The sequence below is a fragment of the Amycolatopsis iheyensis genome (assembly GCF_024703995.1).
Taxonomy (GTDB): domain Bacteria; phylum Actinomycetota; class Actinomycetes; order Mycobacteriales; family Pseudonocardiaceae; genus Amycolatopsis; species Amycolatopsis iheyensis.
The window spans coordinates 20,664-45,963 of sequence record NZ_JAMXQV010000001.1; the positions used below are offsets into that span (position 1 = coordinate 20,664).

Here is a 25,300-nt window from a genome sequence, read left to right on the forward strand (position 1 = left end):
TTCCGCTGGTCAAGGGGGTGAGCGGTAAACCCGGCCCCGCTGACTCAGGCGGCGACGAGCTCGCGGGGCTGCGCTTCGCGAGCCACCATCTCGCCGGCGGCCTTCGCGAACGCCCCCGAGAGCACCATGATCACCGCGAACGAGCCGACGAAGATGACCGTGCTCAGCCAGACCATCGTCGAGACGGGCAGCGTGAAGGCGCCGAACACCCGAGCCGCGCTCTCCAGGATGAAGCCGACGCCCCAGATGAAGCTGCTTCGGCGCACGACGTTCGTGAAGCGCGAGTTGTGCTGCAGGCGTTCCCAGGCGGCTTCGTGGTCGGCCTTGCCGTGGGTGAGGAACGGGCGGAGCGCCTTCGTCATGATCGGCTGCGCGGTGAACGCCGAGATCAGGATGACCAGGCCGGTGATGCCGCTGCCGATCGAGTCCTTGGCGATCATCATGCGGGCGTCGCCGGAGACGAACGTCAGCAGCATCCCGACGACGTTGGTCACCAGCACGACGAGCGCGAGCCCGTTGATGGTCCGGTTCTTGGCGAACTGGTAGAGCGTCCGGGCCAGCGGGAAGACACCGGAAAGCGCGAGGGCGGTGAAGTCGCTCGCGCCGAGCGCGTGGAGCCCGTAGTAGACGCCGAGCGGAACGGCGATCTCGATGCCGAGGGTCTGGACCAGGGAGGCGCTTTCGTTCTTCATGCAAGGAGCTTGTCGCGGCGAGGGCTTCGCCGAGGATGCCGTCCGCCACGACTTCGGGCTGACAGATGTCACGGCCGGCTTGCTAGAGTCGTCGTCGCGACTGAGCTGCCGTTCGTGGGGCGCGGCAGCGCGACAGGGTCGTTAGTGCTGAGGAGGGGACACCTCGGCCTACCCAGTGGAAACGCTGGTCGGGTCGGTCTGGCGTGCCTTGCCCACCCGATCGGGTAGGCAAGGAGTGGCGCATGGCAGCCGGATTTCCCGAGCTCGCGGCCATCGTGACGGCGAGTGGCATCGCCGTCGGATCCGTCGTCCGGCCGCTCTGCAAGTGGCTGACCGCGAAGACCCTCGTGGCCAAGGCGCGGCCGGAAGACATCCCCGAGATCGCGAAGGCGTTGCACCCGCCGCTCGGGATCAAGCGTCGCGAGCCATCGTGACGCCTCACGTTCCGTGGGGCTGCGTCGTCGGGGCGGCATGGGAACGTTCTTGCGCGTCACGATCGGCCTGCAGACCCTGGTCACCTTCCTCGCGCCGGTCACCGCCGGCCTGCTGCTGACCGTGCCCAGCGGGAAGGCGCTGCACAGCGCTTCGGCGTACACGCTGTTCGTGGTGGCGGTGGTGCACGTCGTCGCCGCGGTGCTCGCGTGGCGGCCGGGTGGTGGTCCGGCGCGGCCGATCCTCTCCGCCGCCTTGTTCCTCGGGCTCGTGTCCGCGCAGGTGGTGCTCGGGATCGCGCACGTGAAGACCGTGCACGTCCCGCTGGGGGTGCTGCTGTTCGGCTTCAGCCTGTTGCAGCTCAGCCGCCCGAGTGCATGTCTTCCGCCTCGGGGACGCAGTCGTCGTCCGGGTCGTCGAGCCAGCCGTGCGGCAGCGTGACCTTGCCCGGTGAGCCCTGACGGCCGCGGGGGCCGTCGGCGTTGTCGGGGAAGGGGGCGTCGTGGTCGAGGCGGCCGATGAGGTCGTCCAGCTCGGGGAGACCGGAGACCATCGCGAAGCCGCGGCGCAGTTCGGAGCCGACCGGGAAGTTCATGAAGTACCAGGCCATGTGCTTGCGCAGGTCGCGTAGGGCCTTCGTCTCGCCGTCGTGGGAGATGAGCAGCTCGGCGTGGCGGCGCAGGACCCGGGCCACCTCGCCCAGGTTGGGCGGGGTCGGCAGCGGGCGCCCGGCGAAAGCCGCCTCGAGCTCGCCGAACAGCCACGGCCGGCCCAGGCAACCCCGGCCGACGACCACGCCGTCGCAGCCCGTCTCCTCGACCATGCGCAGGGCGTCGCCGGCGCTGAAGATGTCGCCGTTGCCCAGCACCGGGATGCTGGTCACGGTCTCCTTGAGCGCCGTGATCTTCGTCCAGTCGGCCTGGCCCGAGTAGCGCTGCGCGGCGGTGCGCGCGTGCAGGCTGACCGCGGCGGCGCCCTCGGCTTCGGCGATGCGGCCGGCGTCGAGGTAGGTGCGGTGGTCGTCGTCGATGCCGATGCGGAACTTGACGGTGAACGGCACGTCGCCGGCGGCCTTGACGGACTCGCGCACGATGGCCTCGAACAGCTTCCGCTTGAACGGCAGCGCGGCCCCGCCGCCCTTGCGCGTCACCTTCGCGACGGGACAGCCGAAGTTGGAGTCGACGTGGTCGGCGAGGCCCTCGCCGACGATGATCCGGACGGCTTCGGCCATCGTCTTCGGGTCGACGCCGTAGAGCTGCATGGACCGGGGCTTTTCGTCGGCCCCGAAGGTCATCATGTGCATGGTGCCGGGGTGTCGTTCGACGACGGCGCGGGCGGTGATCATCTCGCACACGTAGATGCCGGCGCCGTACTCGGCGCACAGCTGCCGGAAGGCGACGTTGGTGATGCCGGCCATGGGCGCGAGCACGACCGGCGGATCGACCTCGTAGGGGCCGATCTTCAGGGCGGGCTTGCTCAGGGTGGCGGTCACGTCCTCCATTGTCGCCTGTGGTGTCGATCACGTCGACCAGGGGTTCCGGGGCGGCTTCACGGACGAGAACGATTCGACTACCCTGGGTGCGATCTTCGTCGCCGCAGCAGGGAGATGGTCGTGTCAGCCGAGGTGGGGGGCGGGCGGAACGCACCCGTCGGGGTCGATCCGAGCCGGGCCAGCGTCGCGCGGATGTACGACTACGTGCTCGGCGGCAAGGACCACTACCAGGTCGACCGCGACGAGCTCGAGCGGCTGCGGAGGGTGATGCCCGAGGTCGCCGACCTCGCGCTGGAGAACCGCCGGTACCTGATCCGCGTCTGCCGGTTCCTGGCCGAGCAGGCCGGCATCGACCAGTACCTCGACTGCGGCTCCGGCCTGCCGACCACGGAAAACGTGCACCAGGTGGTCCAGCGCGTCGACAAGCTGTCAAAGGTGGTCTACGTCGACAACGACCCGGTCGTGGTCGCGCACGGCCGCGCTTTGCTGGAGGAGAACGACCGCACGCGCTTCATCGCGGGCGACATCTTCGAGCCCAAGACGATCCTCGGCGACGACGTCGTCCAGCAGCACCTCGACTGGTCCCGCCCGATCGCGCTGATGTTCGTGGCGACGCTGCACCACCACAAGGGCGACCGCCACCGCCCGGCCGAGATCATGCGCGAGTACGTCGACGCGCTGCCGCCGGGTTCGTTCGTCGCCGTCTCGCACCTGTTCGACCCGGGCGAGGGCGGTGACCACGAGACGATGGCGGCGTTCCAGCAGGCCGTGGCCAGCGGGTCCCTCGGGGGCGCGACCGCGCGCACCAAGGGGGAGATCGAGGAGCTGCTGCCGGGGCTCGAGCTGGTGCCGCCGGGGGTCGTGCTGCTGGCGAACTGGTGGTCGGACGGGCCCAACCTGAAGCCGTTGAACGCCGCCCAGCGGCTGATCGCGGGGGTCGTCGCCCGCAAGCCGTGACGTCCGCGACCAGGACGTGACCGGGGTTTGAGTAGTGCTACGGATCCGCTCGCGGGCGTGATGCCCGACTCTGTCCGGTATGACCACCGAAGCAGATGTGCTCCTCCGGCTCGCCGGCGAGATCGACGACTTGGGGCGTCGTCTCGCGCTGGTGGGCTCCGAGCTGCGGACCGTTCGGGCCGAACAGCCCCAGCCGGCCCCGCAACCCGCGCCGCAACCCCAGCAACCGCAGCAGCAGCCCTGGCCGCACCCCATGCCGCCGCCTCCGCCGTGGCCGCAGCACCAGTGGCAGCCGCCGCAGCAGCCGTACTTCCCGCCACCGCCACCGGTTCCGCGGCAGACGCTCGGCGAGAAGCTCGGCAAGGAAGGCGCCGGCAGCCGGGTCCTCGCCTGGGTCGGTGGGGCGGTCACGCTGCTCGGCGTCGTCCTGCTGCTCGTCCTCGCCGTGCAACGCGGATGGCTCGGGCCGCTGCCGCGGGTGCTCGTCGGGGCCGGCTTCGGGCTCGCGCTGACCGGCGCCGGGGTGTGGCTGCACCGCAAGCCCGCCGGGCGCACCGGGGCCTTCGCCCTCGCCGCCACCGGGATCGCCACCCTCTACCTCGACGCGGTCGCGGCGACGTCGCTCTACGAGTTCCTGCCCGTGCTCGCCGGGCTCGCCGCCGGGCTGGCCGTCGCCGTCGGCGGGTTGCTCGTCGCCGTCCGGTGGGAGTCGCCGCTGCTCGCCTCCGCCGTTGTCGTCGGCTGTGTCGTCTGCGCGCCGATGATCACCCGCGGCTTCACCGCCGAACTGGTCACCTTCCTGCTGATGGTCCAACTGGCGACGACGCCGGTGCAGCTGCGCCGCGACTGGTCGTCGCTCACCCTCGCCGCCGGGATCCCGCCGCTGTTCGCCGCCGTGATCAGCACGGCCGTGCTCGGCGCCGGCGGCAGCTGGGCCAACACCGCCGCGGCCGGGGCCGCCGGTGTCATCGGCGCCGCCCTCGCGTTGATCGTCTTGCGCCGTCGCGAAAACGACCCCGCCGCGCTCTCCGTGCTGGCGACGTCCGTGCTCCCGACGCTCCTGGCGGCCGCGCTGCTGCCGAAGTCGCAGGCAGTGCCGATCGCCGCCGGTGCGGGGGTCCTCCTGCTCGCCGTCTGGGCCACGCGCCGCTGGTGGCCGGGGCTCGCCGGGCAGCTGGCCGGGATCGCCGGCCTGCTCGCGATCCTGCAGGCGACCGTCACCCAGTTCGACGGCGCGGCTCGCGCCGGGGTCCTGCTCGGCGAGGCGCTGCTGCTGGTCGTGGCCGCGGTGGCCGGGCGCAACCGGCTCGCGCTCGGCGGCGCGCTCGGGTTCGCGGCCCTCGGCGGGCTGATCGGCGTGGTCCTCGACGTCACGCCGGCGCTGCTGATCCTCGACCGGCCGCGCCCGGCCACCGAGCTCGTGGGCGCGCTCGCGGTGTCCGCGCTGATCCTCGCGGTGTCGGTGGCGCTGCCGTGGGCGGCGACCCGGCTCGAGGTGTTCCGCGGCCCGGCCGACGACCTGCCGGTGTGGCTGCTCGCCGGGATTTCGGCGCTGTACGGCGCCGCCGGGATCGTGCTGTGCGGCTCGCTGCTGGCCATCCCCGGCCGGACCGGGTTCGTCACGGGCCACGCGCTGATCACCGTGTCCTGGACGGTCGCGGCACTCGTCCTGCTGCTGCGCGGCATCGACGCCGTCGCCTTCCGCGTGATCGGGCTGGTCCTGGTCGGCGCGGCCGTGCTCAAGCTGGTGCTGTTCGACCTGTCGGCGCTGGACGGCCTCGCGCGGGTCGGCGCGTTCCTCGGCGCGGGGCTGGTGCTGCTCGCGGCCGGCACACATTACGCAAAGCGGCTGGCGTCGCGTTAGAGCGGGAAGAATTGTCGGTGCCCTGTGGTTGTCTGGGTCACATCGACCGACGACCAGGGGGCACCGACATGGCAACTCCGAAACTCGCCGACCGCGCCACCGAGAAGATCGGCTGGCTGACGACGGTGACACCGAAGGGCCGGCCCGCGCCGCGGCCGGTGTGGTTCGTCCTGGAGGGTGACGACGTCATCGTGTTCAGCCAGCCGGACACGGCGAAGCTGCGGCACATCGAGGCGAACGCCGACGTGAGCTTCCACTTCAACAGCGGCCAGTCCGGCGGCGACATCCTCGTGGTCAACGGCAAGGCGCACGTCGAGGAGGGCAAGGCTTCGGAAGCGCCCGGCTACCTCGACAAGTACGCGTCGTCCTACCCCGGGATCGGGCACACGGCGGAGTCGTTCGACGCCGAATACTCGGTCCGCCTCCGTGTGGTGCCCGAGCGTTCGTGGGGCTTCTGAGGCGCGTTTCCGCCGGTCCGGCGGTTAGAGTCACCGGGTGGCCGAACACACCGGCGAGACCCGCAACGAGCAGCTGCAGCGCAACATCGGCGAGCTGCTGCAGGAGCTGCGGGTCGCGCAGGCCGGGGTGCAGATCCTCTTCGGGTTCCTGCTGTCGGTCGTGTTCACCGACCGGTTCCACGACGCCAGCGGGTTCGAGAAGTCGCTGCACCTGGCCGCGGTCGTGCTCGCGGTCGCGGCGACCGCGCTGCTCACCGCGCCCGCGGCGTGGCACCGGCTGCTGTTCCGCACCGGCAGCCGGGAGCGGATCCTGACCGCCGGCAACCGGCTCGTGCTCGTCGGGCTCGTCTGTCTCGCCCTGGCGATCACCTCGACCGTCGCGTTGATCGCCAAGGTGGTCTACGGCGGGGTCGCCATGGTCGTGATGGCCGTGCTGGCCCTGCTGCTGTTCGGGCTGCTCTGGTTCGTCATGCCGTTCCGGCTCAACCCGGTGAACGGCGATCAGTTGACGGGCCCGCCCAAGTAAAGCGTGTCCTCCTGCACGAAGCAGAGCGGGTTGCCGAACGGGTCGTCCGCGTAGAACGACCGCTCGCCCCAGAACTGGGTTTCGATCGCGTCGTCGACCCAGCGCGGGCGCGCCTCGCGCACGCGCCGGAACGTCTCCTCGACGTCTTCGACCGCGAGGTAGACGATCCGCGGGTCCTTGCGCGGCCGCGGTTCGCGGGTCTCGAGCGGCGCCTCGACGCAGGCCAGCACCACGCCGCCGCAGGTGAAGTAGTGCCGGTTGACCGCGATCCGCTCGCCGGGCTCGCCCAGGACCGCGGCGTAGAACGCGACGGCGATCTCGATGTCGTCGACGGGCTGGATCAGCCGGAAAACCCGCATCCGCGCACGATACCGCTGCCGGGCCCGGACTTGACAGTGGGTGGACAATAAAAAATCGACGTGCTCTCCGAAAGAAATAGGAGAACCCGCCGAATGTGTCATTAGTCTAACCGCTGTGAGGGGAACTTGTCAAACCAGGGGTACGACGAGGAATTGCGGGCCGAGCGTGCGTACATCACCGGGCTGTACGCACGTCTCGACGGCGAACGGGAGCAGGCGCGGGCGCGGTACCGCAGCGCGCTGGGGGAAACCGGGATCGCGTTGGTGGAGCGGGATGCCGACGTGCGGATCCGGGCCCGGGAGGCGGTCCGGCTGAACGTCGCCGACAACGGGCTCTGCTTCGGCCGGCTGGACGCCCTTTCGGGCGAAATCAGCTACATCGGCCGGCTCGGGTTGTTCGACGGCGAAAACGACTACGAACCGCTGCTGCTGGATTGGCGGGCGCCCGCGGCGCGGCCGTTCTACGTCGCCACCGCGGCGACGCCGGAAAACATGCGCCGCCGTCGTCAGTTCCACGCGCTGGGGCGCACCGTCGTCGATTTCACCGACGAGGTGCTCGGCCGGCCGCAAGCGGGTGAGCGCGGGGACGCGGCGCTGCTGGCGGCCGTCAACGCACCCCGTGGCGAGGGCATGCGGGACATCGTCGCGACGATCCAGGCCGAGCAGGACGAGATCATCCGGCTCGGCCACGCCGGCGTGCTGGTGGTCGAAGGCGGCCCCGGCACCGGGAAGACCGCCGTCGCGCTGCACCGGGTGGCGTACCTGCTCTACACCCAGCGAGAACGGATGTCCCGCAGCGGTGTGCTGGTGGTGGGGCCGAGCCCGCTGTTCCTCGACCACATCGGCCGCGTGCTGCCGGCGCTCGGGGAGTCGGATGTCGTCTTCATGACACCCGGCGATCTCGTCCCCGGCCTGTGCGTCAGGGGCGAGGACGAGCCGGATGTCGCGCGGCTCAAGGGTTCGCTGAAGATCCTCGACGTGCTGAAGGCCGCGGTCGCCGACCGGCAGCAGGTGCCGGCCGAGCCGGTGCCGGTCGAGCTCACCGACGTCACCGTGGAGCTCGACGCGGGCATCGCCGATGAGGCGCGGCTCGAAGCGCGGCGAAGCGGCTTGCCGCACAACGAAGCGCGCGCGGTGTTCCGCGAGCACGTCGTGGCGATCGTCGCCGAGCGGGCCGTCGCGAAGATCGGCGAAGGCTGGCTGACGGAGGAGGACGGCGGCGCCTGGGCCGAACTCCGCGCCGACGTCCTCGAAGAGCTGGCGGAGCACGAAGAACTCGACGCGACGCTCAGCGCGTTGTGGCCGGACCTGACACCGGAGACGCTGCTGGCGCCGCTGTACATGTCGCCGCGAAGGCTGCGAGCCGCCGGCGGCGACCCGGCGTTGTTCCGCGCGGACGGCGGCGCCTGGACGGTGTCCGACGTGCCGCTGCTCGACGAGCTGGCCGATCTGCTGGGGCGCGACGAGTCCGCCGCCCGCGCCGCCGCGCGGCGCCACTGGGAGGAGGAAGCCGAGTACTCCGCCGGAGTCCTCGACCTCGTGAAGCTGGACCGCGAGGAAATGGACGAGGACGTCATGCTGGCCGCCGAGCACCTGCTCTACGCCGAAGACCTGGCCGAACGCTTCGTCGAGCGGGACACGCGCGACCTCGCCGAGCGCGCGGCCGCGGACCGCGACTGGACGTACGGGCACGTCGTCGTCGACGAAGCGCAGGAACTGTCCGAAATGGACTGGCGGGTGCTGATGCGGCGGTGCCCGAGCCGCTCGTTCACGATCGTCGGCGACCTCGCCCAGCGTCGTTCGGTGGCCGGGGCGACGGCGTGGGGGCCGGTGCTGGCGCCCTACGTCGCCGACCGGTGGGCGTACCGGCGGCTGACGGTGAACTACCGGACGCCGGCGGAGATCATGGCCGTCGCCGGCGCGTTGCTGGCGGAGTTCGCGCCGGACGTCCGGCCGCCGGAATCGGTGCGCGCGTGCGGAACCCGGCCGTGGTCGAAAAGAGTTGCGGACGGCGAATTGCGAACGGCCATCGACGAATTCGAGCGTGCCGAAGCCGAACGCGAAGGCACGAGCGTCGTGATCGGCCCGGCGGACGTGCCGGGCGCGGTTCCGCCCTCGGCGGCCAAGGGACTCGAGTTCGACGCCGTGCTCGTCGTCGAGCCGGCGCGGATCCTGGCCGGAGGCGCGCGTGGCGCGGCCGAGCTGTACGTCGCGCTCACCCGCGCCACGCAACGCCTCGGGGTGCTGCACCGGGATCCGCTCCCGGCGGCGTTGTCCGGGCTCGCCGAAGCCGGCGTGGTGCGCGCCGGTCATCGGCGGTTCCTGTAGCGGGTCCGGGGGTGGCGGGCTGCGGTCCGTCATCCCCGGCGCCGCCGCGCCGCTACGCGGTGAGCCGGCCCCAGGAGTAGTTCTGCTTGGCCAGCTTCAGGTACACGAACAACTCGGTGCCGGAGACGCCCGGGATCTTCCGGATCTCTTCGCCGAGCACTTCGAGCATGTGGTCGTCGTCGCGGCAGACCAGCTCGACCAGGAGGTCGTAGCGGCCGGCGCACAGCACGACGTAGTGGACGTGCGGCAGCTCGGACAACTTGTCCGCGACCGCACGGGGATCAGCGCCGTCGACGCTGATCCCGACCATGGCCTGCCGCGTCAGATCGACGTTGGCGGGGTCGGTCACCGCGACGATCTGCATCAGGTCGTCGCGCAGCAGCCGCTGCACGCGCTGGCGGACGGCGCCTTCCGAGAGCCCGACCGCTTTCGCGAGCGCGGTGAACGACGCCCGGCCGTCCTGCTGGAGCAGGGCGATCAGCGATCTGTCCGTATTGTCCAGCCCGCGCGCACGTGAATCTTCACCCATGCCGTCCCTCCCTGTGTTTCGGCATGTGATTTCTCAAGTGCGCAGCGTATCGAGCCCTGTCGAGAAAGCGAGACCCCCGCGCCAGCTTCACGTGATCCGGCGCGAGGATCGTGATTTGCCGAGGATTCGGTGGCTGTGGAGGAAAATCACGAGGCATTCCGAGGCGCTCGCGGTGCACGCGCACCGCCGGTTCAGAACCAGGTGTCGAGGGCGACCTCGAGGGGCCCTTCGCCCGCCCAGGCGATTACTCCGTCCGGCCGGAGCAGCAGCGGGCCGGTGTTCGTCACCGGCACGACGTCGACGCGGGGATCGGTCACGTCGGCCGCCGTCAACAGGAGGCCGCGGCCGGTGCGGGTGTGTTCGTGCAGCCGGGTCACGCGGCCGTCGTGGCCGACCAGCTCCAGGTCCGGGCAGTGCTCGCCGGCCGGTGCCGGGGCGAGGTAAGGGAAGTCGTAGCGCTGGTGGATCCCGGCCAGGAGGTCGCCGAAGTACTTGTTGGCCTCGGGCACGTCCATCAGGTCCGCGACGATTTCGCGCAGCGCGTCGACGTGCGGGCCGGGTGCCAGCAACGCCGACTGGGCGCGAGTGTTGCGTAGCACCGCTTCGCCCGCTGGGTGCCTTTCGTGCGTGTAGGTGTCGAGGAACGCTTCGGGCTTGTCGCCGCGGAGGACGGCGCCGAGCTTCCAGCCGAGGTTGGCCGCGTCGAGCAGGCCGAGGTTGAGGCCCTGGCCGCCACTCGGCGAGTGCACGTGGGCGGCGTCGCCGGCGAGGAAGACCCGGCCGAGGCGGTAGGTCTCGGCTTGCCGGGCCTGGTCGCCGAACCGGCGTTCCTCGCGGAACTCCTCGACGACGACGTCCGCGCCGGTGATCCGCCGGATGCTCGCGGCGAAGTCGGCCGCGGTGACCGGCTCCGGCGTCGACGCGAGCTCGGTGATCCCGGCCAGGCGGCCGCCGTGGAGGAAGGTGCCGCCGTCGTACCGCCCGGACGACGGGACGTCGCCGACGAAGCGGACCTGCCCGGCGGTCGTGCGCAGCAGCGGCGGGGTGCCGGGGAAGGCGAATCCGGTCAGCTTGCGGACGGTGCTCCGGCCGCCGTCGCACCCGACGACGTACTTCGCCCGCCAGGTTCCGCCGGCGGTCACGGTCACACCGTCCACATCGGACTCCAGCGCGGTGACCTCGTGGCCGCGCAGCACGTGGATGCCCTCGGCGTGCTTCGCGAGGACGCGCTCGAGCTCCGGCTGCCAGATGTACGTGCGGGGCCGGTCCTCACTGGGGGTGATCTTGAAGATGTTCGCGAAGTGGCCACGGGTGGTGCCGTGGTCGCGGGCGAGGTCCTTCGTGCCCTGGACGTCCGCCTCGGCGAGCTGGTCGCCGAGGCCGCGCCGCCAGAACGCTTCGGTCGCCAAGGGACCCAGACCTCGGGCTTTCTCGTCCTCGGACGGCGTCGCCAGCCGCTCCAGCACCAGGGGTTCGGCGCCGGCCAGCCGGAGCTCGGTCGCCAGGAACAGGCCCACCGGGCCCGCGCCCACCACGATCACGTCGGCATCCATGCTTCCTCCTTAACTAGTTAAGGGCTAGGATGTCCTTAACTAGTTAAAGGTGTCAAGGGAGGTTTTCCTGATGGACGTCGGTGACGCGGTGCGCGTCGCGCTGCGCCTGCTCGAAGCCGAGGGCCTGGACAAGCTGACCGTCCGGCGGCTCGCCACCGAGCTCGGCGTCAAGGCGCCCGCGTTGTACTGGCACTTCAGCGGCAAACGCGCGCTGCTCGACCACCTGACGGACGCGATCGTGGCGCCGGTCGTCGAGGGGCTGCCCGCCGGCGGGCCGTGGCTGAAGTGGCTCGAAGACGCGGGGTTCGCGCTGCACGCGGCGTTGCTCGCGCACCGCGACGGCGCCCGCGTCGCCCTCGGCGCCGATCTCCGGGTGGCCCGGTCGCTCGGTGAGCTCGCCGAGCGCGCGGTCGGGGTGCTGCACGAAGCGGGCTTCCCGCTCGGCGAGGCGACCCGCGCGGCCGGGGTGCTGGTGCACTTCGTGCTGGGCCGGGCCGTCGAGGCCCAGACGCGGCCGTCGCCGTCCGACGAAGCGGCGATGATCGCGTCCGGCGCGTTCCCGTTCCCGCTGATGGCGCGGGGGCTGCGGGAACGCGCCGGGTCGACGGTCGAGGACGACTTCCGGTACGCGCTCGGCGTGCTGCTCGCCGGACTCGACGCGGTCAGCCCAAATCGCGCCGGCTGAGGTCCTCCTCGGTTTCGCGACGCACGAGCAGCGTCGCGACGCCGTCCTTCACGCCGACCAGTGGCGGGCGGCCGACCTGGTTGTAGTTCGAGGCCAGCGAATGGTGGTACGCGCCGGTGCACGGCACGGCGAGGAGATCGCCCGCGTGCAGGTCGCCGGGGAGGCTGATGCCGTCGGCGAGGACGTCCCCGGATTCGCAGTGCCGCCCGACGACGGTCATCGGGACGCGCTGGGCTTTGGACCGGCGCCCGACCAGCCGCGTCGTGTAGCGCGCGCCGTAGAGCGAAGGCCGCGCGTTGTCGCTCATCCCGCCGTCGACCGCGACGAACGTGCGGCTCCCGCGCTTGACCGCGCACACGCGGTACACCGTGATCCCGGCCGGCCCGACGATCGCCCGGCCGGGCTCGATCGTCAGGCGCGGCAACGGAAAGCCGTGCGACGCGCAGGCGTAGGCGAGCGCCACGCGCAGGCGTCGCGAGTAGCCGCCGAGGTCGAACGCGGGCTCGCCGCCGACGTACGGCACCGCGTGCCCGCCGCCGAGGTCGAGCTCCCGCAGCGTCACGCCGTGGGTGTCGCGGATCCGGACGAGCACCTCGGCCATCCGCCGCGCCGCGGCTTCGTACCGGTCGACGCGGGAGACCTGCGAGCCGATGTGGCAGTGCAGGCCGGTGAGCCGCAACCCGGGTTGCCGCCGCACGGCTTCCGCGGCGGCGTCGACGTTGTCGGGTACGCCGTCGAGCAGCGAGAAGCCGAACTTCTGGCCCTCGGTGCCGGTGCTGATCGACGCGTGCGCCCCGGCCGCGACACCCGGCGTCACGCGGATCATCACCTGCTGCGCGCCGTGGGCGAGCGCGCCGAGCTGCTCGATCTCGTCGAGCGAGTCGACCACGATCCGCCGGACGCCGTAGGCGAGAGCGGCCTTCAGGTCTTCGGGCGTCTTCGCGTTGCCGTGCAGCAGCATGCGCTCCGCGGGGAAGCCGACTCCGCGCGCGACAGCGATCTCGCCGGCGGAGCAGGTGTCGAGCGACAACCCCTCTTCGGCGACCCAACGCAGCACAGAGCGCGTACACAGCGCCTTGCTCGCGTACGCGACTTCGACGTCCGGCAGCGCTTCGCGGTACTCGCGGGCGGTGTCGCGGACCTGCTGTTCGTCGATGAAGTACGTGGGCGTCCCGAAGCGGGCGGCGAGGTGGCTGACCTTCGCGCCGGCGAAGAGCAGCTCGCCGTCTTCGCCGAGTCGGGTGCTTCGCGGCCAGACTCCTGGCTCGAGGTGATCGGCGGCTTCGCAACCGAGGCTGGGAAGAAGCTCGCTGAGCGTCACGGGGTGCCTCCGGGCATCACGGCGGATCGGACTCCGCCAGCAGACCGCCGTCCCCTTCGCCGTGCTTCCCCCGTGAATGCCGTCCTGACGGGTTCTCCTCGCTCGCTTACTCCTTGTTAACGCGCGAGTAACTTCGGCCACACCCCGGCTGACCTGCGCGGAGTTGGATTTCCGGCGCGGCCGCCGTCACACCGGGCATGGTTACCGACACGATGGACGAGACCGAGTTCGCCGAACTGACCGAGCAGCACCGGCGGGAGCTGCGGGTGCACTGCTACCGGTTCCTGGGGTCGCTCGACGAGGCCGAGGACCTGGTGCAGGAGACGTTCCTGCGCGCGTGGCGCGGCCGCGACCAGTACGCCGGGCGCGCGAGCCTGCGCGCCTGGCTGTACAAGATCGCCACCAACGCGTGCCTCGACTTCCTCGACCGGACGCCCCGCGTCGTGCCGTCGGTCGACTTGCCGGTGGCGTCGGGGTCGCACTTGGCGCCCCGGCCCGCGGCCGCCGTCCCGTGGCTGCAGCCCTGCCCCGACGACCTCCTCGACGAGACGATCGCCCGGGAGACGGTCGAGCTGGCGTTCCTCGCGGCCGTCCAGTACCTCTCGCCGCGGCAACGCGCCGTGTTGATCCTTCGCGACGTCGTCGGCTGGTCGGCGAAGGAGACCGCGAGCGCGTTGGAGACAACCCCGGCTTCGGTGACCAGCTCGCTTCAGCGCGCGCGGGCCGAGTTGAAGGAGCAGCTGCCTTCGCGGCGTACGGAGTGGCGCGTCACGTCGAGCAGCGAAGAGCGCGAAGTCGTTGCGCGCTACATCGCGGCGATCACGACGGCGGACGACACGGCGATCGCGGCCGTGCTCCGCGAAGACGTCCGCTGCAGCCACCAGCCGGGCGCCGGCGGCCACGACGGCCCGCTGCCGACCTGGTACGGCGGCCGGGCGACGGTCCTCGAAGGCTGGGCGCCGGTGCTGCACGGGCCGTCGTCGATGGAGCTGCTCATGGTTCCGGCCCACGCGAACGGCGGCCCGGCCGTCGCGACCTACCTCCGCCACGACGGGGAGTTCCACGCGTTCGGCCTGAACACGCTCTCGATCGTGGCCGGTCAGGTTGCCGAGGTGACGACGTTCGGGTCCGCGGTGTTCGATCGGTTCGGGTTGCCGATGACGCGCTAGGAAAGCCCCCACGAGGACAGCAGCCCGAACAGCTGCTCGCGTTCGGCCGCCGTCAGCAGCCGGCTCGGCGGCCGGACGTCGGGGCGGCACAGGCCCAGCTGGCCCAGCGCGTCCTTGACCACGCTGACGTTGTTGGCGTTGCCGTTGGCCGCGCGGAGCTCCTCGAACGGCCGGATCCGCTCCCAGACCGCCATCGCGCCCGGATAGTCCCCTGTGGACAGTGCGTGGAACATCTCCAGCGAGATCGCCGGGTCGACGTTCACCAGCCCGGACGTGAAGCCGGTGGCACCGACGGCGAAGTAGCCGGGCGCCGAAAGCTCGGCCAGGCCGGCGATCCACACGAACCGGTCGAACCCCGCGTCCCGGGCGACCGAGCCGAACCGCACCGGGTCCGGCACGGCGTACTTCACGCCGATGACGTTCGGCGCGGCTTCGCCCAGCGCGCGCAGCTGCTCGCCGCCGATGGCCGGGTTGCGGAGGTAGAGGACCATGCCGAGCTCGGGCACCGCGGCCGCGATCGCGGCGTGGTAGTCGACCCAGCCGTCGCCGGAGACGTACGGGTGCACGGGCTGGTGGATCATGATCAGGTCGGCGCCGGCGTCCCGCGCGTGCTGCGCCGCCCGCGTCGCGGAAGCGACGTCGTGGCCGATCCCGGCCAGCACGCTCGCCCGGCCCGCCGCGGCTTCGACGGTCACCTCCAGGCACTGCCGGGCTTCCGCCGCGTCCAGGGCGTAGAACTCGCCGGTGTTCCCGTTCGGCGTCACGACCTCGATGCCGCCGGTGACCAGGCGGTCCACGAGTTTCGCGTACGTCTCGCCGTCGACGGCGCCCTCGGCGTCGAACGGCGTGACCGGGATGGCCACCACCCCGGACAACCGCCGCCGCTGCTCCTCGAACGTCATCGGGCCCCCTTCGTCTCTGTGGTCGGTTCACCCGGGAGCCCGAAGGCGACCCGGTCGAGGAAATCGGCGATGTGCCTGCGCAGCAGGTGTTCGGTCTGCCGGGCGTTCCCGCTCTCGGCGGCGGCCAGGATCGCCCGGTGCTCGGCGGCTTCGCCCTGCCAGGTCGGGCTGATGCCCCAGCCGGTTACGGTGATCAGCGCGGCCTGGTCGCGCAGGTCGTCCAGGATCTCGACCAGCAAGGGGTTGCCGCACTCGGAGTAGAGCGCGCGGTGGAACAGCCGGTTCGTCAGGCTGGCTTTCGCGCGGTCGGCGGCGTCCGCGCCGGTCTCGACCTCGGCGAGCACCTGCCGCGCCTCGCGGAAGCCGGCGCCGCGCTCGACCGCGCGCCGGACGGCTTCGGGCTCGAGGAGCGCGCGCAGGTCGTACACCGCGGACGCGCCCTCGGCGTCCATGACCCGGACCGCGGCCCCCTTGTACGTGCTCATCGTGACCAAACCGGAACCGGCGAGGATCCGGAGTGCTTCGCGCACCGGCGTCTTCGACACTCCGAGCAGCGCGCCGACCTCGGCCTCGACGAGCGTTTCGCCCGGTCCGAACTCCCCGGTCAAGATCGCTTCCTTGATCGCGTCCCGCACGAAATCGGTCCGCGAACCGGGCGGCGGCGGCCTCCGGGCCGAAGAACTGCTCGCCACTGGCATGTCCGATCTGATATACGATGCGACATACAACATTATCACGGACCCAGGGAGCAGCCATGCAGCGTCGCACCGGCTTCCGATTCCGGCGAGTGGTGCTGGCGGTGGGGCTCACCGTCGGCCTCACGACCGGCCTCGCGGCTTGCGGAGCGCCCGGCGGTGACGGCGGCCAGGCAGCGGACCCGTCGGCCGTGCCGGAGAAGCCGAGCAAGCCCGTCGAGCTGAACATCCTCGACATCGCGGGCAACCTGCAGCTCACCAAGCAGATGATCGAGAACTTCAAGACCGCGCACCCGGACGTGCTTTCGAAGGTCACCTACTCGACGGCGCCCGCGCCGAGCATGGCGGGCAAGCTGAAGGCCGAGCAGGACGGCGGCGTCGCCCAGACCCACCTGGTGCTCAGCGGCACCGACGGGTTGTCCGCCGGCATCGCGAACGGAACGCTGGCGAAGATCCTCCCCGACTTCTCCGGCCGGTTCCCGAACCTCATGCAGAACTACCTCGAGCCCGCGGCCAAGATGCAGGAGCTGGCCAACGGCTACGGCGTCGAGGTCGTCTACTACCCGTCCGGCCCGCTGCTGGAGTTCAACCCGGGCGCCGTCCCGGCCGCGCCCGCGTCTCCGCAGGAGCTGCTCGACTGGGCCAAGGCGCACCCGGAGAAGTTCCAGTACGCGCAGCCCGCGAACTCCGGCCCGGGCCGGACCTTCCTGATGGGGCTGCCGTACCTGCTCGGCGACAAGGACCCGAAGGACCCGGACAAGGGCTGGGACAAGACCTGGGCCTACCTGCAGGAGCTGGGCAAGTACGTGAAGTACTACCCGTCGGGCACCACCGAGACCATGAAGAACCTCGCGTCGGGCGCGGTCGACATGATCACGTCGACGACCGGCTGGGACATCAACCCGCGCAAGCTCGGCACGGTTCCCAACACGGTCAAGACCGCGATCATGCAGCCGATGCACTGGGTTACTGACGCCCAGTACGCGCTGATCCCCAAGGGCTTGTCCCCGGACCAGGAGTCGGCGATCCTCCAGCTGATCGCGTGGATGTTGAAGCCCGACCAGCAGGCGATCGCCTACGACGACGGCTACTTCTACCCCGGCCCGGCGGTCAAGGACGTCACGCTGCAGATGGCCCCGCAGAAGAGCCAGGACACCATCAAGCAGTTCGGGCGCCCGGAGTACGAGCAGTGGATCGCCCAGTACCCCAAGGAGACCTCGCTGCCGGCCGAGCAGCAGGTGAAGGCGTTCGACAAGTGGAACCAGCTGGTCGGCGGCTCGAAGGTCGGCAAGAAGTGACGTTCGAGCAGCTGCGCCTGGACGGGGTGTCCCGCAGCTTCGGCGCCGCGAACGCGCTGAGCGGCCTCGACCTCGCCATCACCCGCGGCGAGTTCGTGGCCCTGCTCGGCCCGTCCGGCTGCGGCAAGTCGACCGCGCTGAACTGCCTGGCCGGCCTCCTCCCGCTGACGGGCGGCAGCATCTGGCTCGACGACGCCCGCATCGACGGCCGGCCACCGGAGCAGCGCGGGTTCGGGATGGTCTTCCAGAACTACGCGCTGTTCCCGCACATGTCGGTGCGGGCCAACGTCGGCTTCGGCCTGAAGATGCGCAAGGTCGGCCGGGCCGAGGGCCGCCGCCGGGTCGACGAGGCGTTGCGCCTGGTGCAGCTGACCGACCACGCGGCGAAGTTCCCCGCGCAGCTGTCCGGCGGACAGCAGCAGCGCGTCGCCATCGCCCGCGCCGTGGTGCTGGAGCCCCCGGTCGTCCTGATGGACGAGCCGTTGTCCAATTTGGACGCCAAGCTCCGGCTCGAGATGCGGATGGAGATCCGCCGCCTCCACCAGACGCTCGGGCTCACCACGGTGTACGTCACCCACGACCAGGAGGAGGCCCTGTCACTGGCCGACCGCCTGGTGGTGCTGCGTGAGGGCTCGGTCCAGCAGATCGGGACGCCCGAAGAGGTCTACGCCCAGCCGGTGAACAGTTATGTGGCCTCCTTCATGGGGTATCGGAACCTCCTGGACGCGACGGTCACCGGAACCGCCGGCTCCGCGGTCACCGTGGCGGGTGCGGGCGTTCGCCTGACCGGCCGCGGTGCGCCCACCGAGGGCGCGGCCAAGGTGGCGATCCGCCCGGAGGACTTCGTGGTCGGCGACGGCGCCGAGAACGCCCTCGACGTCACGGTCGAGATCGTCGAGTACCACGGCCGCGAGCTGTCGGTCTCGGCCCGCCTGGAGAGCGGGACGCCGGTGTACTTCCGGACGGACAAGCGCCTGGCCCCGGGCGACGCCGTCCGGATCGGTGTCCCGGCCGAGCGCGTCCTGGTGTTCGAGCCATGACGGCCGTCGCGTCCGCGCGTCCGGCCCTCCGGCACCGCCTGGCCGAACGCGGTGTCGACCGCACGCTGCTCCTGCTGGTGCCCGGCCTGCTGGTCACTGCTTGTCTCTTCCTGTACCCCTTCCTCTACGGCCTCCAGCTGTCCTTCGCCCCGCGCAAGGGCGGGGTCTTCGCCAACTACGCGCGGTTCTTCGGCGACCCGTACCTGCGCGACACCATCTGGACCACGCTCGGCATCGCCCTCCCGGCGACGTTCATCAACGTGCTCGCCAGCATCCCGATCGCGTACGTGATGCGCGGCCGCGTGCGCGGCAAGCGCCTCCTGACGACGATCCTCGTCGTGCCGATCACGCTCGGCACGGTGCTCACCGCGCAGGGCCTGATCATGTACGGCGGGCCGGCGGGCTGGCTGAACAAGGTGCTCACCGTCCTCGGGATCACCGACCAGCCGCTCCCGCTGATCCACAACTACGTCGGGGTGCTGCTGTCGCTGGTCATCACCGGCTTCCCCTTTTCCTTCCTGCTGACGCTGTCCTATCTCTCGGGCATCGACCCCTCCTTGGAGAAGGCGGCCGCGACGCTCGGCGCGAACCGGGTCCAGCGCTTCCGCCGGATCACGCTGCCCCTGCTCGCTCCGGGCCTGGCGATCACCTTCTGCCTTTCGTTCGTGATGGCGTTCTCGGTCTTCCCGAGCGCGCAGCTCGTCGGCGACCCCGCGAACGAGACCCGCGTCATCTCGATCGCGGCCTACCACGCCGCGTTCGAGGAGTACGACTACTCGATGGGCTCGGCCGTCGCGATGCTCATGGCGGTGCTCATGCTGATCGTGATCGGCCTGGTCATGGCGTGGCGCGGCACGCTCTACCGCGGAGCGACCGGAGGCAAGGGATGACCGGTTGGGTCGCGCGTCCCGGACGTTGGGTCGTCTGGGCCGTCGTCGTGTTCTTCTTCGTCAACCTCGCCGGTGTCGTGCTGTCGGTGGTCGTGGACTCCTTCGGCAAGCAGTGGTTCGGCACGTGGCTCCCGGACGGCTTCACCACTCACTGGTACGCCGACGCCTGGCGCGAGTTCGGCCTCTCGGACGTCCTCCTCACCACGGCGATCGTCGCCCTGGTGGTGATCGCCGTGTCGGTGGCGGTCGGTGTTCCGGCCGCCTACGCGCTGGCTCGCCGCTCGTTCCCCGGCAAGCGCCTGGTGATGCTGCTGTTCGTGCTGCCGATCCTGATCCCTCCCATCACCTACGGCATCCCGCTGGCCACCGTGCTCTACAAGTTCCACCTGGCCGGCACGACCACCGGCGTCATCCTGGCCAACCTCGTGCCTTCGGTGCCGTTCGTCGTGCTGACCATGACGCCGTTCATCGAGCAGATCGACCCGAAGATCGAGGCCGCGGCACGTATGTCCGGCGCGCGGACGGTGTCGGTGTTCACCCGGATCCTGGGCCCGCTGCTGCTGCCCGGGATCCTGGCCGCGTCGATCCTCGTGCTGGTCCGCACGGTCGGCATGTTCGAGCTGACGTTCCTCACCGCCGGCCCGGACTCGACGACCCTCGTGGTGGCGCTCTACAACTCCGTGTTCGCCGCCGGCATCCGCGCCAACCAGTCCGTCGACGCCATGGCGACCATCTACACCGCTTCCATGCTCCTGCTCCTTCTCATCGCGTTGCGGTTCGTGAACCCGACCCAGCTGGTGACCCGGATCCGGGAGGAGGCCTAGCCCGTTCGCTCATGTGATCGACTGTACCGCGATCCGTCGAACATGTGATCGACACGATCGAGCGAACCTGCAGGTCTTGCGCCTCCCCCGAGGGGAGCTGCCACGCTGGTGGCATGCGGTATTCGATCGGCGAACTCGCCCACCGGACCGGGCTCACGGTCAAGGCTGTCCGGTTCTACTCGGATCGCGGCCTCGTGCCGCCGTCCGGGCGCAACACCGCGGGCCAGCGCCGTTTCGACGACGCCGCGCTCGCCCGGCTCGACGTCATCCGGGTCCTTCGCGACCTCGGTGTCGACCTCGCGACGATCCGGCGGGTGATCGACGGCGAGACCACCGTCGCGGCGGTGGCGGCGGAGCACGCTGCCGCAGTGGAAGCGCAGATCGGTGTGCTGCGCCGGCGAAGGCAGGTGCTGACCGCGGTGGCGGACCGCGGTTCGTGCCCCGAGGAAGGGAGTCTCGCGCACCAGAGGGCCATTCTGTCCGAAGTGGAGCGGCGGTGCCTGGTCGGCGACTTCCTCGCCGATGCCCTGGGCGATCGTCCCGAGCTGGCCGGGGTCGCCCAGACCCTGACCCCGGACCTGCCTGAGGATCCCAGCCCCGAGCAGGCCGAGGCATGGCTCGAGCTGGCCGCGCTGATGCGGGACACGGAGTTCCGCGCGAACATCCGCCGGCTCGCGGACGGTCACGAAGGCGGGTTGCGCCGTGACCTGGCGGCCGAGGTGCGGGACGCGGTCACCCCGGCCGTCGCGGCCGGGATCGTGCCGAGGTCCCCGGCGGCGAAGGCGGTCGTCGACGGGTTGGGGCGCGATCCCGGCGAGCTCCGGGAATGGCTCGGCGTGGTCAATGATCCACGCCGCGAGCGCTATCTGCGGCTATTGGGGGTGATCAACGGCTGGGCGGCACCGGAGAGCCTGGCTCCGGCATTCGACTGGCTGGCCGAGGCCATGGCGGCCTGACCGCCTCCAGGATCGAAGCGAGCGCGTCCTCCACCGGTTGGGGGTCCACCCGGCTTCCGTCGCGCAACCGGACGGAAAGCTGCCCGGCGGCCACCTCCTGCGGCCCGATCACGGCCTGGAACGGCGCCAGCCGCCCGTCCCGGATCCGCGCGCCGAGACTGCCTTCGGACGCGATCTCGGCCCGCAGGTCGGCACAGCGTTCGAGGATCGATCGCGCGTAGGGCAGCTCGGCAGCCGAGACCGGCAGCAGCCGGAGCTGCACCGGCGCCAGCCAGGCCGGGAACGCGCCACCGTGCACCTCGATGAGCTGCGCCACCGCGCGTTCGACACTGCCGATGATGCTGCGGTGCACCATGACCGGCCGGTGCTTCGCCGCGTCCGCGCCGACGTACTCGAGGCCGAACTGCTCGGGCTGGTGGAAGTCGACCTGGACGGTGGACAGGGTTGATTCGCGGCCCGCGCTGTCGACGATCTGGACGTCGATCTTCGGCCCGTAGAAGGCCGCTTCGCCCTCGACGGCGTCGTACGGGAGGTCGCCGAGCACCGAACGCAGGATGGCCGCGGCCCGGTCCCAGTCGCCGGCCACGTACTTCTCGCCGTCGCCGGGGAGCGAAAGCCGGTACCGCGCCACGCTGATGCCGAGCGCGTCGTAGGCCTGCCGGATCAGCGCGAGCGCGGCGGCGGCCTCGGCTTCGACCTGGTCGAGGGTGCAGAAGATGTGCGCGTCGTTGAGCTGGATCGCGCGCACCCGGCTCAGCCCGCCGAGCACGCCGGACAGCTCACTGCGGTACATCCCGCCGATTTCGGCGATCCGCAGCGGCAGCTCGCGGTAGCTGTGGCCGCGTGAGCGGTAGATCAGCGCGTGGTGCGGGCACAGGCTCGGCCGCAGCACGAGCTGCTCGCCGCCGACGTCCATCGGCGGGTACATGTCGTCGCGGTAGTGCGCCCAGTGCCCGGAGATCTCGTACAGCTCGCGTTTGCCGAGCACCGGCGAGTTGACGTGCTGGTAGCCGGCGCGCCGTTCGAGGCCTCGAACGTACTCCTCCAGGCTGTGCCGGATCAGCGCGCCGTCGGGTAGCCAGTAGGGCAGGCCCGCGCCGATGAGCGGGTCGGTGTCGAACAGGCCGAGTTCGCGGCCGAGCTTGCGGTGGTCGGGCATCCTGGACTCCTCGTGGACAGCGAGGCGGAAGACCACAAGACGAAGCCCGGGGCGACCGCCCCGGGCTTCGTGAGCAATGGATCAGCGCGCCGGGACACTTTCCGGCGTCGTCGTGTTCGCTGCGCGCTGCATGGCTTCGACGTTAGCAGGAACTGTGATTTCGCTCTGGCCATTTCGGAGCGTGGTTGCCTTGTCGGTGGGGCGCAGTATGGTACTGCTCGGGGCACGTTCCGTCACCATGACGGCACCCGGAGTAGGGGGTTGGGGATGGTCGACGTCGTGACGCGGTCTTGACGCACCACGATCTCGGGAAGCTGCGGCAGCAGGCAGGGGAGCTGGACGCTCGGCTCGCGGCCGCCCGGCACACGGCGAAGTCGGCCGACCAGCTGGTCACCGCGGTCGTGACCGGGCAGGCCAAGCTGCTCGACCTGCGGATCGACGATGGTGCGCTGACCGGGCCGCACGCGCAGCAGCTGGGGCTGAGCATCGTCGAAGCCGTCCGGAACGCGCGGGATGCGGCGCGCGCTTCCGCATTGCCGCAGCTCAATGCGCTGTTCGGCAAGGAACCGCTCCCCGGGGCCGCGCCGTCGGCACCCGCACGCGGGCCCGTTCAGCGCCAACGCGAGCCGGACGACGAAAGCTTCGAGGAGCTCGACTTCCTGACCGACGAAGGACCGGATTCCGGGGGTGGTCGCTGGTGAACAGCGAAGAGCGGCTCTACAACCTGGCCAAGGAGATCGACGCCCGGGTCGTCGCGGTGGCGCGGGCGGAGGTGGCAAGCAGGAGCATGCCACTGGTCCTCGACATCGGGGCGGGTCTGGGCACAGTGACCGTCGATGGTGCGGGGAGCCTGGTTTCCGTTGACCTCGTTCGCGAGGCGGTCGCCGGCCAGACCGGAGCCAGCCTGTCCGGACACGTCCTGCACGCCCTCAAGAATGCCGAGTCGGCGGCATCGACCCGTCGGAAGGTCATGCTCGACGATGCGGCGCGAGAGAGGGGAACCCGATGACCGGTGGGTTCGATCCCGTTGGCGGCGACTCCGGCTTCGAGGTCTACCCCCAGGCACTCCGGGCGGCGACGAACGAAGTCTTCGCGGCGCGGGAGAAGGTCAAGAAGTTCGCGGTGGGCGACCTCGCGCCGATGACCCTGCATGACGAAGACGTCGGCATGCTCGGTGTCCGGTCGGGCATCGTCCAGGTCTTCAACGCGGTGATCCAAGGCATGCGGGAGAAGAGCGAACGAGGCGCCGAACGGCTCACCGCGCTGGCCGAAGCACTGGACAAAGCGGCGGACTACTACGAGACCCAGGACGAAGAAGACTACCGGCGGTTGCGTGCGAAGGAAGAGGGCTGAGCGGACCATGGTCAACTCGACCGTCTCGGCGTCACAGCCGCACCATGCGCCGGCGCCCTACCCCGAAGACGCCGATGCGAAGGTCCGCCAGATCGCCGAGATCTTCGGGCGGAACGACATCCTGCGGCTGCTCGACGACATGCGGGTCAAACTGCTGGGGGACGTGCTCAGCGTGCAGAAGCTGGCCGAGCAGTTCGCCGCGGTCAGCACCCTCGCGGACGCCAAGGCCGACGTCGGCGGCGCGGTCCAAGCCGTCAGCGGCACGTGGTCGGGACGCGCTGCCGGCCAGTTCGGGGCGTACACGACGAGGGTCAGCGAGGCACTGGACAAGCAGAACACGGCGGTCGGTGCGGTGTCGGCAATCCTCACCGACGTAACGAACCTCGTGGTCGACACCTACGCGTCGGCGATCAAGTTCCTGGGCACGTGCGCCGGCGAGCTGGCCAAGTTCGACCTCAAGGCCATCGTCGCCGCGCTGACATCGGTCATCCCGATCGTGGACGTCTTCACGACTTCGGACCTCATCGACACGGTGGTCGAGGCGTTCGGCACCTTGGTCAAGGACTTCGTGGACCTCTTGGCGGACGCGAACGACCGGATGGGCGAATTCTGGGGCAAGGCGAATGCCCTGGTCCGCAGCAACACCGACTTCCCGGAGATTCCGGACCTCGGCACCGGGTCGGGGATCGACAACCAGAAACAGTGGCGGGTCGACCCGTCGGCTTGGCCGGAGTGAAATGATGCGAACGCGCTTTTCGCCGTGGGTTCTCGCTGCGTTCCTCGGTGGCTCAGTGCTCACCGCCTGCGGGCCGGCCGGGCCGGAACGGACGCTTTCCGAGCCGCCGTCGCCCGCGAAGACGGGGCCTGCGTTGCCGCTTGCTCCGGTGGAGCAGCCGGTCGATCTGGCGAAATTCGAGGCCGATCCGTGCTCGCTGCTCACCAAGGAACAGGTCGCCGCCGTCGTCGCCGATCCGCCGGACATCGTGAAGCCGAGCCGATCCCTTTCGTCCGAGGACTTCGGATGCCGCTGGAACAGCGGAAAGTCTCCGGTTGTCTCGGTGCTGAAGCCGACCAGGGAGCCCAAGACGCTCGAGGCTCTCAAGAACACGTCCCGACGCGAATCCGGTGCGATCGATCCGTGGACCGAGGTGTCGATCGCCGGACTGCCCGCGGCGGTCTTCCATGAGGTGCCGGGGCCGGACAACTGCGACGTCGGTGTCGCCGTCACCGACTCCGACATGCTGATTTTCAGCTTCCACGGCAACGGATCGCCCTCGGTCTACTGGGACAAGGACCGCTGCGGCGGCGTGCTGAAAACCGCCGAGTTCGTGCTCGGCAACCTCCGGAACGGCTAGGCCAGGAACAACTCCAGCTGCTCGACGACGAACGCGTGGTCGTCGGCCTGGGGCAGGCCGGACACACCCACCGTGCCGACCGGCCCGACGCCGCGCACCAGCACCGGGAAGACGCCGCCGTGGGCCGCGTACTCGTCCGGGTCGAGGCGGGAGTCCGCTTCGAACGAGCCGCCCTTCTCGCGGAACTGCGTGCCGACCAGGAACGAGCTGTGGCCGTAGCGGTCGACCACGCGGCTCTTGCGCTCGATCCAGGCGTCGTTGTCGGCCGACGTCCCGGGCAGTGCCGCGTGGAAGAGCCGCTGGCCGTTCCGGCGGACGGAGATCGTCACCGGCAGCCCGCGCTCCCGCGCGGCGGTCAGCAGCTGCTGGCCCAGGGCGAGTGCGGTCTCGTTGTCGAACTTCGTGAACTGGAGGCGTTCTTCTTGGTCAGCGAGCTGGTCGGCATCGATCATGCGCCCATTAA

Annotated in this window: 29 protein-coding genes; 19 read left to right on the forward strand and 10 right to left on the reverse strand. The window is 70.6% G+C overall.

All coding sequences use genetic code 11. The annotated features are described in order from the left end of the window. Positions 1-44: 44 nt before the first annotated feature. Positions 45-692, reverse strand: a complete 648-nt coding sequence (locus tag M8542_RS00115) for a VC0807 family protein (RefSeq protein ID WP_257917873.1) — start codon at positions 690-692, stop codon at positions 45-47. Positions 693-934: 242 nt separating this feature from the next. On the opposite strand from M8542_RS00115, the gene M8542_RS00120 reads away from it, so the two are divergent. Both M8542_RS00120 and M8542_RS00125 read left to right on the forward strand, forming a co-directional pair. Beyond that, positions 935-1,126, forward strand: a complete 192-nt coding sequence (locus M8542_RS00120; protein ID WP_257917874.1) for a hypothetical protein — start codon at positions 935-937, stop codon at positions 1,124-1,126. 37 nt (positions 1,127-1,163) lie between these two features. After that, positions 1,164-1,565 carry a hypothetical protein gene (locus tag M8542_RS00125; RefSeq protein ID WP_257917875.1) on the forward strand — a complete coding sequence of 134 codons (402 nt, stop codon included), beginning with the start codon at positions 1,164-1,166 and terminating at the stop codon, positions 1,563-1,565. Here the strand turns inward: M8542_RS00125 and dusB are convergent. After that, positions 1,486-2,625 carry a tRNA dihydrouridine synthase DusB gene (dusB, locus tag M8542_RS00130; protein WP_257917876.1) on the reverse strand — a complete coding sequence of 380 codons (1,140 nt, stop codon included), beginning with the start codon at positions 2,623-2,625 and terminating at the stop codon, positions 1,486-1,488. The two genes, M8542_RS00125 and dusB, sit on opposite strands and share 80 nt — an antisense overlap. Before the next feature lie 105 nt (positions 2,626-2,730). Between dusB and M8542_RS00135 the strand changes: the two genes are divergently transcribed. From M8542_RS00135 to M8542_RS00150, 4 genes are all read left to right on the forward strand, one after another. Beyond that, positions 2,731-3,573 (forward strand): SAM-dependent methyltransferase, encoded by an 843-nt coding sequence (locus tag M8542_RS00135; protein WP_372508446.1) that lies wholly within the window; start codon positions 2,731-2,733, stop codon positions 3,571-3,573. A gap of 79 nt (positions 3,574-3,652) precedes the next feature. Further along, positions 3,653-5,437 carry a DUF2339 domain-containing protein gene (locus M8542_RS00140; protein ID WP_257917878.1) on the forward strand — a complete coding sequence of 595 codons (1,785 nt, stop codon included), beginning with the start codon at positions 3,653-3,655 and terminating at the stop codon, positions 5,435-5,437. A 68-nt stretch (positions 5,438-5,505) separates the two neighbouring features. After that, the gene (locus tag M8542_RS00145) at positions 5,506-5,895 is read left to right on the forward strand and encodes a TIGR03667 family PPOX class F420-dependent oxidoreductase (RefSeq protein ID WP_257917879.1); all 390 of its coding nucleotides are present in this window, start codon (positions 5,506-5,508) and stop codon (positions 5,893-5,895) included. A gap of 37 nt (positions 5,896-5,932) precedes the next feature. Further along, positions 5,933-6,421, forward strand: coding sequence for a DUF6328 family protein (locus M8542_RS00150; RefSeq protein ID WP_257917880.1), 489 nt, complete (start codon positions 5,933-5,935; stop codon positions 6,419-6,421). Here the strand turns inward: M8542_RS00150 and M8542_RS00155 are convergent. After that, positions 6,397-6,780 (reverse strand): VOC family protein, encoded by a 384-nt coding sequence (locus M8542_RS00155; RefSeq protein WP_257917881.1) that lies wholly within the window; start codon positions 6,778-6,780, stop codon positions 6,397-6,399. The genes M8542_RS00150 and M8542_RS00155 overlap by 25 nt on opposite strands. 126 nt (positions 6,781-6,906) lie before the next feature. Here M8542_RS00155 and helR point away from each other — a divergent pair, with 126 nt between their 5' ends. After that, entirely contained in the window at positions 6,907-9,108 is a 2,202-nt protein-coding gene (gene helR, locus M8542_RS00160) for an RNA polymerase recycling motor ATPase HelR (protein ID WP_276585746.1), read from the forward strand. A 52-nt stretch (positions 9,109-9,160) separates the two neighbouring features. Here helR and M8542_RS00165 read toward each other — a convergent pair whose 3' ends face one another. After that, positions 9,161-9,637, reverse strand: coding sequence for an Lrp/AsnC family transcriptional regulator (locus tag M8542_RS00165; RefSeq protein WP_257917883.1), 477 nt, complete (start codon positions 9,635-9,637; stop codon positions 9,161-9,163). Between the two features lie 191 nt (positions 9,638-9,828). Further along, entirely contained in the window at positions 9,829-11,190 is a 1,362-nt protein-coding gene (locus tag M8542_RS00170; RefSeq protein WP_257917884.1) for an FAD-dependent monooxygenase, read from the reverse strand. Positions 11,191-11,260: 70 nt separating this feature from the next. Between M8542_RS00170 and M8542_RS00175 the strand changes: the two genes are divergently transcribed. Continuing rightward, a complete protein-coding gene (locus tag M8542_RS00175; RefSeq protein ID WP_257917885.1) occupies positions 11,261-11,875 on the forward strand; it encodes a TetR/AcrR family transcriptional regulator C-terminal domain-containing protein in 615 nt (204 codons plus the stop codon). Here M8542_RS00175 and lysA read toward each other — a convergent pair. Beyond that, positions 11,853-13,196, reverse strand: a complete 1,344-nt coding sequence (gene lysA, locus M8542_RS00180) for a diaminopimelate decarboxylase (RefSeq protein ID WP_257917886.1) — start codon at positions 13,194-13,196, stop codon at positions 11,853-11,855. The genes M8542_RS00175 and lysA overlap by 23 nt on opposite strands. A gap of 197 nt (positions 13,197-13,393) precedes the next feature. Here lysA and M8542_RS00185 point away from each other — a divergent pair, with 197 nt between their 5' ends. Next, complete coding sequence (locus tag M8542_RS00185; RefSeq protein WP_257917887.1) at positions 13,394-14,365, forward strand: RNA polymerase subunit sigma-70; 972 nt, start codon at positions 13,394-13,396, stop codon at positions 14,363-14,365. On the opposite strand, the gene M8542_RS00190 is transcribed toward M8542_RS00185, so the two are convergent. Together M8542_RS00190 and M8542_RS00195 are read right to left on the reverse strand one after the other, a co-directional pair. After that, the gene (locus M8542_RS00190; protein ID WP_257917888.1) at positions 14,362-15,267 is read right to left on the reverse strand and encodes a dihydrodipicolinate synthase family protein; all 906 of its coding nucleotides are present in this window, start codon (positions 15,265-15,267) and stop codon (positions 14,362-14,364) included. The genes M8542_RS00185 and M8542_RS00190 overlap by 4 nt on opposite strands. Further along, entirely contained in the window at positions 15,264-15,959 is a 696-nt protein-coding gene (locus M8542_RS00195; protein WP_257918546.1) for a GntR family transcriptional regulator, read from the reverse strand. The genes M8542_RS00190 and M8542_RS00195 overlap by 4 nt, the downstream gene beginning before the upstream one ends. 62 nt (positions 15,960-16,021) lie before the next feature. Between M8542_RS00195 and M8542_RS00200 the strand changes: the two genes are divergently transcribed. The 5 genes from M8542_RS00200 to M8542_RS00220 all read left to right on the forward strand — a co-directional run bounded on the left by M8542_RS00200 (position 16,022) and on the right by M8542_RS00220 (position 20,970). Then, entirely contained in the window at positions 16,022-17,260 is a 1,239-nt protein-coding gene (locus M8542_RS00200) for an extracellular solute-binding protein (protein WP_257917889.1), read from the forward strand. Then, complete coding sequence (locus tag M8542_RS00205) at positions 17,257-18,300, forward strand: ABC transporter ATP-binding protein (protein ID WP_257917890.1); 1,044 nt, start codon at positions 17,257-17,259, stop codon at positions 18,298-18,300. Before M8542_RS00200 ends, M8542_RS00205 begins: the two co-directional genes overlap by 4 nt. Continuing rightward, positions 18,297-19,190 carry an ABC transporter permease gene (locus tag M8542_RS00210; RefSeq protein ID WP_257917891.1) on the forward strand — a complete coding sequence of 298 codons (894 nt, stop codon included), beginning with the start codon at positions 18,297-18,299 and terminating at the stop codon, positions 19,188-19,190. Before M8542_RS00205 ends, M8542_RS00210 begins: the two co-directional genes overlap by 4 nt. Continuing rightward, positions 19,187-20,014 carry an ABC transporter permease gene (locus M8542_RS00215; RefSeq protein WP_257917892.1) on the forward strand — a complete coding sequence of 276 codons (828 nt, stop codon included), beginning with the start codon at positions 19,187-19,189 and terminating at the stop codon, positions 20,012-20,014. Before M8542_RS00210 ends, M8542_RS00215 begins: the two co-directional genes overlap by 4 nt. A 113-nt stretch (positions 20,015-20,127) precedes the next feature. Next, positions 20,128-20,970: a MerR family transcriptional regulator gene (locus M8542_RS00220; RefSeq protein ID WP_257917893.1), complete on the forward strand. Its 843-nt coding sequence runs from the start codon at positions 20,128-20,130 to the stop codon at positions 20,968-20,970. On the opposite strand, the gene thrS is transcribed toward M8542_RS00220, so the two are convergent. Then, complete coding sequence (thrS, locus tag M8542_RS00225) at positions 20,900-22,165, reverse strand: threonine--tRNA ligase (RefSeq protein WP_308210228.1); 1,266 nt, start codon at positions 22,163-22,165, stop codon at positions 20,900-20,902. The two genes, M8542_RS00220 and thrS, sit on opposite strands and share 71 nt — an antisense overlap. 254 nt (positions 22,166-22,419) lie before the next feature. On the opposite strand from thrS, the gene M8542_RS00230 reads away from it, so the two are divergent. The 5 genes from M8542_RS00230 to M8542_RS00250 are packed head-to-tail and all read left to right on the forward strand — an operon-like array spanning position 22,420 to position 24,837. Next, positions 22,420-22,830 (forward strand): YbaB/EbfC family nucleoid-associated protein, encoded by a 411-nt coding sequence (locus M8542_RS00230; RefSeq protein ID WP_257917895.1) that lies wholly within the window; start codon positions 22,420-22,422, stop codon positions 22,828-22,830. Beyond that, a complete protein-coding gene (locus tag M8542_RS00235; protein ID WP_257917896.1) occupies positions 22,827-23,138 on the forward strand; it encodes a hypothetical protein in 312 nt (103 codons plus the stop codon). Before M8542_RS00230 ends, M8542_RS00235 begins: the two co-directional genes overlap by 4 nt. Then, positions 23,135-23,482: a hypothetical protein gene (locus M8542_RS00240; RefSeq protein WP_257917897.1), complete on the forward strand. Its 348-nt coding sequence runs from the start codon at positions 23,135-23,137 to the stop codon at positions 23,480-23,482. Before M8542_RS00235 ends, M8542_RS00240 begins: the two co-directional genes overlap by 4 nt. A gap of 7 nt (positions 23,483-23,489) precedes the next feature. Continuing rightward, positions 23,490-24,218 (forward strand): hypothetical protein, encoded by a 729-nt coding sequence (locus M8542_RS00245; RefSeq protein ID WP_257917898.1) that lies wholly within the window; start codon positions 23,490-23,492, stop codon positions 24,216-24,218. A gap of 55 nt (positions 24,219-24,273) precedes the next feature. Continuing rightward, a complete protein-coding gene (locus M8542_RS00250; protein WP_257917899.1) occupies positions 24,274-24,837 on the forward strand; it encodes a DUF3558 domain-containing protein in 564 nt (187 codons plus the stop codon). On the opposite strand, the gene M8542_RS00255 is transcribed toward M8542_RS00250, so the two are convergent. Continuing rightward, the gene (locus M8542_RS00255) at positions 24,834-25,289 is read right to left on the reverse strand and encodes a heme-degrading domain-containing protein (protein WP_257917900.1); all 456 of its coding nucleotides are present in this window, start codon (positions 25,287-25,289) and stop codon (positions 24,834-24,836) included. The genes M8542_RS00250 and M8542_RS00255 overlap by 4 nt on opposite strands. Positions 25,290-25,300: the final 11 nt, after the last annotated feature.

What these genes read in the sequence shown, in the direction of transcription:
- M8542_RS00125 (WP_257917875.1), top strand. Translation starts at nt 1,164, where the DNA reads ATGGGAACGTTCTTGCGCGTCACGATCGGCCTGCAGACCCTGGTCACC.
- M8542_RS00145 (WP_257917879.1), top strand. Translation starts at nt 5,506, where the DNA reads ATGGCAACTCCGAAACTCGCCGACCGCGCCACCGAGAAGATCGGCTGG.
- M8542_RS00185 (WP_257917887.1), top strand. Translation starts at nt 13,394, where the DNA reads ATGGTTACCGACACGATGGACGAGACCGAGTTCGCCGAACTGACCGAG.
- M8542_RS00215 (WP_257917892.1), top strand. Translation starts at nt 19,187, where the DNA reads ATGACCGGTTGGGTCGCGCGTCCCGGACGTTGGGTCGTCTGGGCCGTC.
- M8542_RS00240 (WP_257917897.1), top strand. Translation starts at nt 23,135, where the DNA reads ATGACCGGTGGGTTCGATCCCGTTGGCGGCGACTCCGGCTTCGAGGTC.
- M8542_RS00155 (WP_257917881.1), bottom strand. Translation starts at nt 6,780, where the DNA reads ATGCGGGTTTTCCGGCTGATCCAGCCCGTCGACGACATCGAGATCGCC.
- M8542_RS00175 (WP_257917885.1), top strand. Translation starts at nt 11,261, where the DNA reads ATGGACGTCGGTGACGCGGTGCGCGTCGCGCTGCGCCTGCTCGAAGCC.
- M8542_RS00170 (WP_257917884.1), bottom strand. Translation starts at nt 11,190, where the DNA reads ATGGATGCCGACGTGATCGTGGTGGGCGCGGGCCCGGTGGGCCTGTTC.
- M8542_RS00190 (WP_257917888.1), bottom strand. Translation starts at nt 15,267, where the DNA reads ATGACGTTCGAGGAGCAGCGGCGGCGGTTGTCCGGGGTGGTGGCCATC.
- M8542_RS00220 (WP_257917893.1), top strand. Translation starts at nt 20,128, where the DNA reads ATGCGGTATTCGATCGGCGAACTCGCCCACCGGACCGGGCTCACGGTC.
- M8542_RS00245 (WP_257917898.1), top strand. Translation starts at nt 23,490, where the DNA reads ATGGTCAACTCGACCGTCTCGGCGTCACAGCCGCACCATGCGCCGGCG.
- M8542_RS00140 (WP_257917878.1), top strand. Translation starts at nt 3,653, where the DNA reads ATGACCACCGAAGCAGATGTGCTCCTCCGGCTCGCCGGCGAGATCGAC.
- M8542_RS00120 (WP_257917874.1), top strand. Translation starts at nt 935, where the DNA reads ATGGCAGCCGGATTTCCCGAGCTCGCGGCCATCGTGACGGCGAGTGGC.
- dusB (WP_257917876.1), bottom strand. Translation starts at nt 2,625, where the DNA reads ATGGAGGACGTGACCGCCACCCTGAGCAAGCCCGCCCTGAAGATCGGC.
- M8542_RS00255 (WP_257917900.1), bottom strand. Translation starts at nt 25,289, where the DNA reads ATGATCGATGCCGACCAGCTCGCTGACCAAGAAGAACGCCTCCAGTTC.
- M8542_RS00135 (WP_372508446.1), top strand. Translation starts at nt 2,731, where the DNA reads ATGGTCGTGTCAGCCGAGGTGGGGGGCGGGCGGAACGCACCCGTCGGG.
- M8542_RS00165 (WP_257917883.1), bottom strand. Translation starts at nt 9,637, where the DNA reads ATGGGTGAAGATTCACGTGCGCGCGGGCTGGACAATACGGACAGATCG.
- M8542_RS00115 (WP_257917873.1), bottom strand. Translation starts at nt 692, where the DNA reads ATGAAGAACGAAAGCGCCTCCCTGGTCCAGACCCTCGGCATCGAGATC.
- M8542_RS00210 (WP_257917891.1), top strand. Translation starts at nt 18,297, where the DNA reads ATGACGGCCGTCGCGTCCGCGCGTCCGGCCCTCCGGCACCGCCTGGCC.
- M8542_RS00200 (WP_257917889.1), top strand. Translation starts at nt 16,022, where the DNA reads ATGCAGCGTCGCACCGGCTTCCGATTCCGGCGAGTGGTGCTGGCGGTG.